Annotated in this window: 11 protein-coding genes; 7 read left to right on the top strand and 4 right to left on the bottom strand. The window is 44.5% G+C overall.

Going from position 1 to position 13079, the window contains the following annotated elements:
• The first annotated feature begins 28 nt into the window (after window positions 1-28).
• Window positions 29-583: a G/U mismatch-specific DNA glycosylase gene (mug, locus tag LN893_RS07145; protein WP_229969116.1), complete on the top strand. Its 555-nt coding sequence runs from the start codon at window positions 29-31 to the stop codon at window positions 581-583.
• Between the two features lie 53 nt (window positions 584-636).
• Here mug and LN893_RS07140 read toward each other — a convergent pair whose 3' ends face one another.
• Window positions 637-2232, bottom strand: a complete 1596-nt coding sequence (locus LN893_RS07140; protein WP_229969147.1) for a catalase — start codon at window positions 2230-2232, stop codon at window positions 637-639.
• A 244-nt stretch (window positions 2233-2476) separates the two neighbouring features.
• On the opposite strand from LN893_RS07140, the gene LN893_RS07135 reads away from it, so the two are divergent.
• A complete protein-coding gene (locus LN893_RS07135; RefSeq protein ID WP_229969115.1) occupies window positions 2477-3367 on the top strand; it encodes a manganese catalase family protein in 891 nt (296 codons plus the stop codon).
• A 246-nt stretch (window positions 3368-3613) separates the two neighbouring features.
• Window positions 3614-5131 carry a malate:quinone oxidoreductase gene (locus tag LN893_RS07130; RefSeq protein ID WP_229969114.1) on the top strand — a complete coding sequence of 506 codons (1518 nt, stop codon included), beginning with the start codon at window positions 3614-3616 and terminating at the stop codon, window positions 5129-5131.
• A gap of 138 nt (window positions 5132-5269) precedes the next feature.
• On the opposite strand, the gene LN893_RS07125 is transcribed toward LN893_RS07130, so the two are convergent.
• Together LN893_RS07125 and LN893_RS07120 are read right to left on the bottom strand one after the other, a co-directional pair.
• Window positions 5270-6337, bottom strand: coding sequence for an aldose epimerase family protein (locus LN893_RS07125; protein ID WP_229969113.1), 1068 nt, complete (start codon window positions 6335-6337; stop codon window positions 5270-5272).
• A gap of 253 nt (window positions 6338-6590) precedes the next feature.
• The gene (locus LN893_RS07120; protein ID WP_229969112.1) at window positions 6591-7622 is read right to left on the bottom strand and encodes a FecR family protein; all 1032 of its coding nucleotides are present in this window, start codon (window positions 7620-7622) and stop codon (window positions 6591-6593) included.
• 421 nt (window positions 7623-8043) lie between these two features.
• On the opposite strand from LN893_RS07120, the gene LN893_RS07115 reads away from it, so the two are divergent.
• Window positions 8044-8580, top strand: a complete 537-nt coding sequence (locus LN893_RS07115) for a YceI family protein (RefSeq protein WP_229969111.1) — start codon at window positions 8044-8046, stop codon at window positions 8578-8580.
• A 258-nt stretch (window positions 8581-8838) separates the two neighbouring features.
• Here LN893_RS07115 and LN893_RS07110 read toward each other — a convergent pair whose 3' ends face one another.
• Entirely contained in the window at window positions 8839-9645 is an 807-nt protein-coding gene (locus tag LN893_RS07110) for an SDR family oxidoreductase (protein ID WP_229969110.1), read from the bottom strand.
• A 225-nt stretch (window positions 9646-9870) separates the two neighbouring features.
• On the opposite strand from LN893_RS07110, the gene LN893_RS07105 reads away from it, so the two are divergent.
• The 3 genes from LN893_RS07105 to ureC are packed head-to-tail and all read left to right on the top strand — an operon-like array spanning window position 9871 to window position 13047.
• Window positions 9871-10479 (top strand): urease accessory protein, encoded by a 609-nt coding sequence (locus LN893_RS07105; protein WP_229969109.1) that lies wholly within the window; start codon window positions 9871-9873, stop codon window positions 10477-10479.
• Window positions 10480-10518: 39 nt separating this feature from the next.
• Window positions 10519-11268: an urease subunit beta gene (locus LN893_RS07100; protein ID WP_229969108.1), complete on the top strand. Its 750-nt coding sequence runs from the start codon at window positions 10519-10521 to the stop codon at window positions 11266-11268.
• 57 nt (window positions 11269-11325) lie between these two features.
• Window positions 11326-13047 carry an urease subunit alpha gene (gene ureC, locus LN893_RS07095; RefSeq protein WP_229969107.1) on the top strand — a complete coding sequence of 574 codons (1722 nt, stop codon included), beginning with the start codon at window positions 11326-11328 and terminating at the stop codon, window positions 13045-13047.
• Window positions 13048-13079: the final 32 nt, after the last annotated feature.

The following is a 13079-nucleotide window of genomic DNA, read 5'->3' as shown; positions in this document are numbered from 1 at the left end:
AAAGGCGGGTTTGCAGAATAATTAGAGCATGCACTTAATCAAAAAGCCTACAAAAGAAGAATTAGCCGCTGCCCACAGTAAAACTGTGCCCGATATTATTGCGCAAGAATTGGATGTGTTGTTCTGCGGAATAAATCCCAGCCTTTATACGGCCGCCGTCGGGCATAATTTTGCAAGACCAGGAAATCGTTTTTGGCCTACCTTGTATGCCGCAGGTTTCACGCCACGGCTATACCATCCACAGGAAGATAAAGAGCTCTTGGAATTGGGGTATGGCATCACGAATATAGTAGATAGGGCTACGACAGCTGCGGCAGAACTATCGAAAGAGGAGTTATTGGAAGGTGGAGCTAACATCACATTAAAATTGATGAAGTATAAACCGAAGGTGCTTGCCATGTTGGGTATTTCGGCTTATCGCGTTGCCTTTGGCGATAAAAAGGCTAGTATTGGTTTACAGGCGCATACAGTAGGAGATACGCAACTGTGGGTGTTACCTAACCCAAGTGGCTTAAATGCACATTTTCCTCCAAAAGAGTTGGCTCGGGTGTATAAGGAGCTTTACCATTTTATAGGCAAGTAAAAAGCCACTCTAACTTTTAGAGTGGCTTTGTTTTCTAAGTGTAAGATTATTGATTAATAAGGCTTAGCAGGGTGAGATTTATCCTGTGCCTGCTTCACTGCTTCTTCACCAGTAGTGTTTCCCTGAGGCCCATCAGTACCCATTTCCTGCTTCATTTTCATCATCATTTCAGTTTTCATCTTTATACCTTCAGCCACTCTCCTGCCGTAATCTGCATCGGCTTGGGTAAAATATTCTACCATTTTGTCCTGAATGCGCTTGTCGCAGCCAGCAAGGTCGCCTGATAGGTTAGAGATTAACTCATCGCGTTCCCAATCCTCGAAGTTACGGTACGTTTCACCGGCCTGCTTAAATGGATTCGTGCGGTCGATGTGCTGCTTTGTCAGACTAGCTTCATAACGAGGAGCATAGTCTTTCGCCGGTTTCGGATGTTCTTGCAATCCACCCAAAACAGACGGCTCGTAATTAACGTGCTTGTTCTGCCCTGGGGCGAAATCTGTTTTGTAAGCCATCGCGCCTCCGCGCTGGTTGGTATAAACCTGGTTCTTTGGAGCGTTAATCGGCAATTGCAGGTAGTTAGCGCCTACACGGTAGCGCTGTGTATCGGAGTAAGAGAAGGTGCGGCCCTGCAGCATTTTATCATCCGAAAACTCCAATCCATCTACCAATACACCTGTGCCGAAAGCAGAAAGCTCTACCTCGTTAAAATAATCTTCCGGGTTTCTGTTCAGCGTCATTTTGCCAATTGGCATAAACGGAAACTGGTCCTGTGGCCAAAGCTTCGTATCATCCAGCGGATCGAAATCCAGTTCCGGATGCTCGTCATCGCTCATGATCTGCACATTCAGTTCCCATTCAGGATAATCGCCCCGCTCTATCGCCTCATAAAGGTCTTGGGTAGCGTGGTTAAAGTTCTTCGCCTGGATTTCTTGCGCCTCTTTTTGCGTTAGGTTGCGAATTCCTTGCTTAATTGGCTCCCAATGATATTTTACCAGCACAGCCTCACCGTCAGCATTCACCCATTTATAGGTGTTTACACCAGAGCCTTGCATCTGGCGGTAGTTGGCAGGTATACCCCACGGCGAGTACAGGAACGTAACCATGTGCATAGCTTCCGGGGTGCCGGTAAAGAAGTCGAAAATACGCTCCGCACTTTGTATGTTCGTGATAGGGTCAGGTTTCTGGGAGTGAATAAAATCAGGGAACTTCATCGCATCCCTGATAAAGAAAATCTTGAGGTTGTTGCCCACCAAATCCCAGTTGCCGTCTTCGGTATAGAACTTCACCGCAAAACCGCGTGGATCGCGAAGTGTTTCAGGAGAGCCGGAAGGGTGCCCAACTGTAGAGAATCGTACAAATACAGGTGTCTGCTTTCCTTTTTCCTGAAAGAGTTTAGCTCGTGTATACTTGGCGATAGGCTGATCGCCAACTTTCCCGTATGCCTCGAAAACACCGTGGGCACCTGCGCCTCTGGCATGCACTACCCGCTCCGGAACACGCTCACGGTCGAAGTGCGAGATCTTTTCGATAAAGTGGTAGTTCTCCATAGTGGCAGGGCCACGGTTACCGACAGTACGGATGTTTTGGTTATCGGTAACAGGATGGCCCTGTCGTGTAGTAAGTCTGTTGTTGCCGTCACCTTGCTGCATGCCTTTAGCAGAGCCATTCTCAGGTTGTTGCTGGTTGCCGTTGCTGTTTTCAGTCATAACTTTCTAGATTTCTGTCTAAGATGTATATTTTGCTATTACATAAGCTTTTACTGATTTAAGACACAGAAGGGTTATCATTTTTACCTATACTTTATAGTTATTATCTATAAGAGATAATAGTTACAACATCAGCTACAGAGGCGCGTAAAGTATTGGTATGTACAACTTAAAACTATAATCTTTTATGTTTTATCATGATAGCAAACTACAGTACAAGGTTAAGGTAGATAAGCCTAACCCAGCTTTCGCCAACATGTTGCAACAAGCCATTGGAGGTATCGAAGGTGAAATTAGAGTGTGTCTACAGTATTTATTCCAAGCCTGGGGGCAGCGTGGTCCTGTAAAGTACCGCGACATGCTGATGGAAACAGGTACAGAGGAAATTGCACATATAGAAATGCTGGCTACGGCAGTTGCTTTGAACCTGGAAGGAGCACCTGTATCGATGCAGGAAGAAATGGCTAAAGACAAAGTAGTAGGTGCCGTAATGGGAGGAATGAACCCACGCCACGTTCTTTCTTCAGGCATGGCAGCCATGGCGATGGATAGCAACGGTGTGCCATTTAACGGTTCTTGGGTAGTAGGTACTGGTAACCTTGCTGCTGATATGTATGCTAACGTAATGGCTGAATCTTCGGGTAGGTTGCTGGCTACGCGCCTTTGGGAAGCTACAGACGATGCAGGCATGAAAGATATGCTAGCATTCCTTATTGCCCGCGACACAATGCACCAGAACCAGTGGCTTGCTGTGCTGGAAGAGCTTGGAGGCCTGAACGGCGTGCATCCAATTCCGAACAGTTTCCCACAAACAATGGAAAACCATGACTTTAACTACGCCTTCGTTTCAACTAAAGTGAATGATATGGAGGGAACAGCAGAAGAAATGCTGAAGTCACGTTGGGGAAGTGGAAAATCTATGGATGGTAAAGGTGAATTCAAGGTTGTAACTGGTGCACCACAAGGTACTAAACCAGAACTAGGTGCGCCACATCCGCAGGCACATGCCCAAAAAGAGCAAATGACTGGGGGCAAAGGTTTAAGTGGTATCGTAGACGCAGCTAAAAAAGCATTATAACACAAAATCTCTTCAATATTTACAGCGGAGGCAGGTTTTGCCTTCGCTGTATTTTTTTGTGCCTAAATATCTATTAAAATTACGATATTTGCTTTTGTAAGAGCAATTTTTGAGTGGTTTAAAAGATATCAATATCGAATTTTGCTTAAAATACAAATTTATAACTCCTTACAATCTAAATACCGTATTCTTCTTTAAGGCAATTTAGCTGGCAACCGAAAAGTACATTATACTTATATAAAAGATATGATTAAAAGCGACAGTTCTTCAGAATTAGCTCCTGATGTTGTTTTGATAGGTGCAGGCATTATGAGTGCAACACTTGGTGTTTTACTTAAAGAGCTAGACCCTGATCTGAAGATTGAGATTTATGAAAGGCTGGATGTGGCGGCAGCAGAAAGCTCTGATGCCTGGAACAATGCAGGAACAGGCCATGCAGCATTTTGCGAACTTAACTATACACCAGAGTTACAAGATGGAAGTATTGAAACATCTAAAGCTGTTCAGATAACAGAGTCTTTTGATGTTTCGAGGCAGTTCTGGGCCTATCTGATTCAGGAAAACCTTATTAAAATACCTGGTGATTTTATTAGAAGCATTCCGCACATGAGCTTTGTGTGGGGCGAGGATAACGTAGATTATTTGAAGAAACGCTACGACGCACTTCTAAAGTGCCACCTGTTTAAGGGCATGGAATACAGCGAGGACCGAAAGCAGATAGAAGAGTGGATTCCGCTAATTATGCAAGGGCGCGACAAATCGGAGAAGATTGCTGCTACCCGTATGGAGATTGGTACAGATGTGAACTTTGGTGAACTGACCCGCTGTATGCTAGACCACTTACAGAGCGAAGGAGGAGTAAAGCTTCACTTTGGGTATGAGGTTCGTAACCTACAGAAACAGTCTGACGGAAGGTGGAGTGTAAAAGTAAAGAACCTGAAAACAGGTGAGAAGACGAAAGTTCACTCTAAGTTCGTATTTATTGGCGCTGGAGGAGGCTCTTTGCCGTTGCTGTTAAAGTCTGGCATTCCAGAAGGAAAAGGCTTCGGTGGCTTCCCAGTAAGTGGACAGTGGCTGGTTTGCAACAAAGAAGAAATTGTAGAGCAACACCATGCAAAAGTTTACGGCAAAGCATCGGTTGGGGCACCGCCTATGTCTGTTCCTCACCTAGATACGAGGATGATTAACGGTAAAAAGGCGCTTCTTTTCGGACCTTATGCAGGCTTTACAACCAAGTTCCTAAAGAACGGTTCTTTGTTCGACTTGCCTATGTCTATAAAGCCAAACAACCTGCGTCCGATGCTGACAGCTGGTATCAAGAACATCCCGCTGACACAGTATCTTATAAACCAGGTGCGCCAGTCGCCAGAAGACAGGTTAGAGGCTTTGAAAAACTTTTTCCCTGATGCCAAACTGGAAGATTGGGACTTAGAGGTAGCAGGGCAGCGAGTGCAGGTTATCAAAAAAGATCCTAAGAAAGGCGGTATTCTTCAGTTCGGTACTGAGGTTGTTAGCTCTAAAGATGGTTCTATAGCGGCTTTACTCGGCGCTTCGCCAGGCGCTTCTACCACAGTTTCGATTATGCTTAGCCTATTAGAGCGTTGCTTTCCAGAGAAGATGAAATCGAAGGAATGGCAGGATAAACTGAAGCAGATGATACCTTCATTTGGTGAGTCTTTAGCTAGTAATCCAAAGCTAGCCGAACATGTTAGAACCTACACAAGCGAAGTGCTGGGACTAAAGAAGATAGAGGAGACATTTTAAAGTTCATCGAACTAGCGTCTGTATATAAAGCGGTTGCTTGTTAGTAACAAGATGTATAAAAAAAAGAGGCCACGCAGTTAAAGAAATTCTTAACTGCGTGGCCTCTCTCTTTTTTGCCAGTCTACTAGTATTTAGGTTTTACTTTTCTCGGGTAGAAAACGAGTAAACTGTTGTTGCTTTATATATTTCACCAGGCCTTAAAATAGTGTTTGGAAAACTTGGCTGGTTTGGTGCATCTGGGAAATCCTGGGTTTCGAGGCAGAACCCTGCGCGTTGAATGTATACTTGCCCTCCCTTACCTGTAAGTGACCCATTCAGGAAATTGCCTGTGTAAAACTGCACCCCTGGCAGAGTTGATTCTACTTCCAATACTCTTCCGCTGGTTGGCTCGTATACCGAAGCAATTTTCTTTAAGGAGCCATCATAATCATTGATTACATAGTTGTGATCGTAGCCGTTACCCTCTACGTCCTCAATCTCAGTTCCTATCACCTTCGGGCTTGTAAAATCCATCGGTCCGTCAGCAACAGGTCTAAGTTCGCCAGTTGGTATAAAGCTGTCATCAACTACGGTATAACGATCTGCATCTATCGTGGCAACATGGCTGAGCACATCCTGCGTTTTACCAGCAGAAAGATTAAAGTAGCTGTGGTTGGTTAGGTTAACTGGTGTTGGCTTGTCTGTAGTCGCTTCGTAAGCTATGAGCAGGCTGTTGTCGTCTGTAAGGGTGTAAACTACTGTAGTGGTGAGAGTGCCTGGGTATCCTTCTTCGCCATCCTGGCTGGTGTAGGTTAATTTTAGCGCATTCTGCTGTGGTAGTTCTTCCACATCCCAAAAAACAGTATGAAAGCCAGCAGGGCCACCATGTAAATGATTTGGACCGTTATTAGTGGCAAGTGTATATTCTTTTCCGTCTAAATAGAATTTGCCTTTGGCAATACGGTTACCAAAACGCCCGATGAGCGCACCAAAGTATGGGTCGTTCGGAATGTAGCCGTATACTTGGTCATAGCCCAGCACAATGTCTTCTATGTTCCCTGCCTTGTCTGGTGCCAGTATAGAAGCTACTATGCCGCCGTAATTTGTGATTTTAACGGTAACCCCGTTTTTATTTGTAAGGGTATAAAGAGTGGCTTCTCTGCCATCTGGTGTTTTACCAAAAGGTGCCTGTGTTATAGTTGATTCGTTCTGTTCTTCTGAGGCCATAGTTTTGTTTGTTCTGTTTAAATCTGTTGTAGCTAATAGCAATTTAGCTACAGTAAAACTACAAACTACCTTGTAAAACAGAAGGCTTTTTCTACTTTTTGTGTACTGTGGCCATCGCTAGGGCCTGCGGGTGTGAGGGATGGTAGGAGGGGATCATTACACAGTAAAATTTAGCGGGTCCTCCTTGTATCTCTGTAATCACTGCTCTTTCTATTTAAAACAAACATACAACAAACAAAGAACGTCCTTTTTATTAGGTGGTATTGGAAGGGCTTATAATAATCTGTTGTTCTGTTTTTTTAACTTTTACTCCCAAGATGTCCGAAAGTGTAGTTAATATTTTATTTAAGCTCCGCTCAACAAACTGTGCAGTTATTTTGTAATTGGAAATCTTTTCGTCTTTTAGCACTACTTCGTAGCCATAATCATGCTCCAGCAGAGTGGCAATATCGCGCAGGGGGGTAGCATCAAAAATTACTTTGTTGTCTTTCCAGGAGGTGAATTTTTCAGTGCGAACATCTTTCTTAACTACCCTATCAGTGGTCTCCATTACTTCCACTAATTCGCTTGGGTTAAGCTTTATTCTCCTGTTTTCACGGCTGTTTGCTATCTTAAAAGTCAGTTCCCCAGAGGTTAACACCACCTGCTCTTTGTTTCCCCGATCAGAAACGTTGAACTCTGTACCTAGCACCTCTACCTCGTTACCAGCAGAAGTATGCACAATAAACTTCTGGTGGTTGTGCTTATGCCTAACCGTAAAATAAACCTCCAACTGCACCTCTCGAGGTTTGTCATGCGGCCACTTGTTAGGTACAGCGAGCTTTGAATTTGCATTTAGTACAACCTTAGAGCCGTCTGGTAATTCAATGCTGCGCCTTTCTCCATAGTTGGTTACATATTCTGTTTTTTCAGATTGTAGCGTGTAGAGAAAAAGCGCCATAATACTGAGGAGTATTACAGCCATGGCAGCGGCAGCGAACAGGTTAGACTTCCATAAGTAAACAGATTTCTTTGCCTGTTCTTTTACTATTGTGGCTGGATTCCCCTTTCGCGCTTCATTTATGTTTGCCCAAACTGTTTCGAGCTCCCACTCTGGAATTAGGTCCTCATCGTTAGATATTGCCAACACAATCTGACGTGCATCCTGCACCGTCTCCAGTTTCTTCGGATTCTCCTTAAGCCATTCTACCCAAAAAGCATCATTCTCTTCGTCAGGATACTTTACCCATTCGATAAAGAAAGGATCAGCTGCAAAATCCGCTACGCTGTAGTCTATGTAGTCCATTCGTGATTTTAATGTCTGTTACTGAGCTACTCCTCGCTTATATATATCGGGCTTTGTTTAAAACTATCCCCTTTAACAGGAATTATTTTTCAAATTTTATTTGATTTAATTCTTGAGAGCCACATTTATGCTGTTTTGATCAATTCTGTAAAATCATTAAAGAAGCTGGTACAGTAGTTAGAAACAAGTTATTTTGTGCCTGCTTCTCTTTTGTATTGCCTACTAATCAACCTATGCTTTTCTCATGCACTTCTTAAGCCTAATGTTAAAGATTGGAAATGATCTATAGCGTGTTGAAGAAGGTTGATTAAAAAAATGTTTGCTGTAGTAATCACTATTGTATATACATTAATATAAAAGTCTCGTATATTTGCGAGAAGTTAATTTGATATTTAAACCCCAAACCTAAAAGATAAATACTATGGCAAATGTAAAATGGACACTCGATCCGACACACAGTGAAGTTCAGTTTAAGGTAAAGCACCTGATGATTACAACTGTAACAGGTTATTTTCAGACTTTCAATGCTGAGGTTGAAACAGAGGAAGATGACTTCTCCAAGGCTTCCAGCATTGTGTTTACGGCAGATGTGAACTCTATCAATACCAACAACGAGCAGCGCGACACACACCTGAAATCTGCTGATTTCTTTGATGCAGAAAATAACGCGGAAGTAAGGTTTGTTGGTAAAAACTACGAAAAAGTAGACGAAGACACGGCTAAACTACATGGCGACCTGACAATAAAAGGTATAACCAAGCCTGTTACCGTGAATGTAGATTTCGGTGGTATTGTAGTTGACCCTTATGGACAGACAAAAGCAGGTTTCACTGTAGCTGGCAAGATCAGCAGAAAAGAGTTTGGCCTTACCTGGGATGCTGTAACGGAAGCTGGCAATGTAGTAGTAAGTGATGATATTCGCCTGAATGCTGAAATTCAGTTGGTGAAACAAGCGTAGGTAGCGCTGCTATAAATTAGAAAAGCGTGCTGTAATGCTTTTCTAATGCTTCGTAATACATCATTTTATACTTTGCTTAATTAGCAAGTTTAAAATAAAAAAGCAGGAGCGGAGGCAGTTTCCTCTGCCCCTGCTTTTTTTTCATCCTATAGTCTGACTAAAAATAGCTGCTGCTATCTGTAAGCCGAACATTAAGAAAACAGTACCTCCATCAGGTTGTTGTTCAAAAAACACAACAGCAGCAGAGGCTTCATAATTCTACTCATTAAACGAAGGATACAGCACCATACCGCCATCCACATAAATAGTAGCACCTGTTACATAATCGGCTTCATCAGTGGCTAGCCACACGGCTACTTTGGCAATGTCTTCTGGTTCTCCTATGCGTCCGTAAGGTATCTGCGACAGCATCTTCTGCTTTCCTTCTTCAGATTCCCAATCTTTTTTGTTGATGTCTGTTTTAATAGCGCCAGGCGAAATGCTGTTCACGCGTATTCTATCCGATGCCAGTTCTTGGGCTAGCGTTTTCATCATCATCATTACTCCACCTTTGGCAGCAGTATAGTTTACGCGGCCGCCCCACGGAATGATATCGTGTACCGAACTGATGAAAATGATTTTGCCAGCCGCTTTAGAAACACCTTCTTTCACGCCGTTCTTCACGAACTCTTTGGCAGCCTCTTTGGCACAAAGAAACGGACCAGTCAGGTTAGTGCTGATAACTTTTTGCCACTGCTCCAAGCTCATTTCCAGCAGACTAGCATCCTGCTGTATACCTGCGTTGTTTACCAATATGTCTATCGTTCCGAAAGCTTCTCTGGCTGTCTCAAAAATCTTCTGCACTTCGTCTTCCTTCGAAACATTCGCCCCGATGGTAATAGCAGTTCCGCCTGCTTTTTCAATTTCGGATTTTGTGTAGTTAGCACCCTCTTCATCGGAATAGTAGTTTATGACTACTTTAGCACCTTCACGTCCCATCGCAATGGCAATGCCCTGCCCAATGCCTGAGCTTGCTCCCGTAATAACGGCTACTTGGCCTTCTAGTCTCTTATTTTCTGTTTTCATAGTTTTTTGGTTTATAAAATCTATACCTACCCTTGCACGTAAGGTTGCCTTTTCTAGAGGAGATTGCGCAAGCACATTCCCAGTTAAGGCTAATTGGGAAGGTTGTAGGCATGAGATTTTCAATTATAAAAGCTTATCATTTTGATGCCTTTATGAAAGTTTATTTAGCAACAAATCAAAAAATAGGTATATTACATACAAAACTGCAAAGCAACTACTAGAACTATGGAAGCCTTATTGCCCATTCTGTTTGCCTCCGTTGTAGGAATAGGTCATGCTTTTGAAGCAGACCACCTGCTAGCGGTTAGCAATATTGTTTCGAAGCGGGATAGCGTGGTACTGGCAGTGAAGGATGGCTTTTATTGGGGTTTGGGGCATACTACCACCTTGTTTATAGTGGGTTCTGTTATTTTGTTGAGCAGACTTACCATTTTTAGTTCTGGTTATTTTGAGGCTTTTGTCGGCCTGGTGCTGGTCATTATGGGCTTCAGCCGACTTTTCAACAAAGGCAACTATACCAAGGTTAGAGCACCTAAGTACCAGCATGGTTTGGCTTATACTGTCGGGCTTATACACGGTCTGGCAGGGAGTGGTGCGCTGGTGCTTATTGTAATGAGCGAAATCAGTGATCCGATACTGGGTATACTTTATATTTTGGTATTTGGTGTAGGCTCTATCATCGGTATGTTTATAGCAGCAGGCATGTTCAGTATTCCGTTCACGCAGCGCATGAAAATTAACCGCGCCTTCCGAAGCGGCATTGTCGTACTTTCGTCCTTCATCTGCATTCTCTACGGCAGCTACATGATCTACGAAAACCTTTTACAGCGATAACTTTCTAACTCCTAAACCCTCTAACTCTTTAACTCAAACATGCATCTCTCCCCAAAAGATATTGATAAGTTGGTGCTGCACAACGCTGGCTTTGTGGCGCAGAAAAGGTATGCCAGAGGTCTGCGACTAAACTACCCCGAGACGGTTGCCCTGATTGCGACGCAGCTGTTGGAGTTTATTCGCGACGGTGAAAGCGTGGCGACGCTAATGGACAAAGGCAAAAAGCTGCTGGGGTTGGAGGATGTGATGGAAGGCGTTGCCGACATGCTACACGAAGTACAGGTAGAAGGTACTTTTCCCGACGGTACGAAACTAGTAACGGTGCATCATCCTGTGTGCAGGGAAAGAGGTATATCAGAACTGGCCCTTTACGGTTCGGGTCTCACCAAATCAAATCAAACGAATTCTCCTGATAACCTAGTTAACGCCGATCCTGGAGCCTACATGCTTTCAGAAGGGGAACTGGAGTTGAATAAAGATCGGGAGGTGATAGACTTGGAGGTAACCAACATGGGAGACAGACCTGTGCAGGTGGGTTCGCATTATCCGTTCTTTGAGACCAACGCCAAACTGCAGTTCGATCGCGAAAAGTCCTTTGGGTACAGATTGAATATACCTGCAGGTACAGCGGTGCGTTTCGAGCCTGGTGAACGGAAGCGAGTGCAGTTGGTAGCACTGTCAGGCGAGCGGAAAGTATACGGCGGCAACAACCTTATCGGGGGCAGCTTAAGCGAAGAGACTAAAGCCGAGGCAGTAGCCAAAATGAAGTCCGAAGGTTTCTTGCATTAGGACATTATTTGTTCACATTCAATTCATACAAATACACTCTTTCATAATCAACTTCCTATGAGTTTTAAAATAGACCGACGCGCTTATGCCGATATGTATGGCCCCACGGTAGGAGACAAAGTACGCCTCGGCGATACTGACCTGGTAGTGGAGGTAGAGAAAGACTATACCGTTTATGGGGAGGAGTGTAAGTTTGGTGGCGGCAAAGTGTTGCGCGACGGCATGGGCCAAACCGCAGGTATAGCTCAGGCCGATGCACTGGATATGCTTATTACAAATGCCTTGGTAGTAGATTATACAGGTATTTATAAAGCAGACATCGGTATAAAAGATGGAAGAATTTCAGGTATAGGCAAAGCTGGTAATCCGCACATTATGCCAGGAGTAACGCCAGGAATGATTGTGGGCGTAACAACAGAAGTAGTGGCAGGAGAGGGGCTTATTCTGACGGCTGGCGGTATTGATTGTCATATTCATTTTATTTGTCCGCAGCAGATAACGGAGGCGCTTGCCTCGGGTGTTACAACCATGGTAGGCGGCGGTACTGGTCCGGCGGCTGGTACTAATGCGACAACGTGTACGCCAGGGGCATTTTTTATAGAGATGATGCTAAAATCAACAGAGGCTTTTCCGCTGAACTTTGGCTTTCTGGGCAAAGGCAATTCTGCCAAACCTGAGGGGCTGATAGAACAGGTGGAGGCTGGTGCGTTAGGTTTTAAGTTGCATGAAGACTGGGGCACCACGCCTGCTGCCATCGATAACTGTTTAAGTATAGCCGATCAATACGATGTGCAAGTCTGTATCCACACTGATACGCTGAACGAAAGCGGCTTTGTGGAGACTTCTACCAACGCTTTTAAAGGCAGAACTATTCATGCTTATCACACCGAGGGAGCAGGCGGCGGTCACGCACCAGACATTATCAAAATCTGCGGCGAGCCCAATGTCATTCCTTCCTCCACCAATCCAACACGGCCTTTCACGGTAAATACTATAGACGAGCACCTCGATATGCTGATGGTGTGCCATCACCTGGATAAAAACATACCAGAAGACGTGGCCTTTGCCGAGAGCCGTATCCGTGGCGAAACCATAGCTGCCGAAGACATTTTGCATGACATGGGAGCCTTGTCTATCATCGCTTCCGACTCGCAGGCGATGGGGCGCGTAGGGGAAGTGATTACGCGCACCTGGCAAACAGCTCACAAAATGAAAGTGCAGCGCGATCTGTTACCAGAAGATGCTGCAACGAAAGGAAAAGCCGATAACTATAGAGTGAAACGCTATGTCGCTAAGTATACCATCAACCCAGCTAAAGCACATGGTTTTTCGGACGAAATAGGTTCTGTAGAGTTAGGTAAGTTGGCTGATCTGGTACTCTGGAAGCCAGCCTTTTTCGGATCAAGACCTGAAATGGTGATTAAAGGTGGCGTAATTGTGCAATCGCAGATGGGAGACGCCAACGCTTCCATTCCAACGCCACAGCCATACTTCTCGCGCCCCATGTTCGGCGCTTTTGGTGGAGCCATCGGTCAGACCTCTATGGTGTTTGTGTCGCAGGCTTCGGTAGAGCACGTAAAGCGTAACTATGGTTTGCAAAAACAAGTGGTGGGCGTAAAAAACTGCCGCAGCGTCAGCAAAAAGGATATGGAGCTAAACAGCTATCTGCCTAACATAGATGTAGACCCAGAGACCTATAAAGTAACTGTAGACGGTGTGCATTTAACTTGTGAACCAGCCACTAAACTGCCGCTGGCACAGCTGTACAATCTGTTTTAGGAATTAAAACCAGAAAGGTTCTTGAGCAGGTA

Source organism: Pontibacter harenae, from assembly GCF_020907245.1.
Lineage (GTDB): Bacteria > Bacteroidota > Bacteroidia > Cytophagales > Hymenobacteraceae > Pontibacter > Pontibacter harenae.
This window is presented reverse-complemented; position numbering and strand designations above follow the sequence as displayed.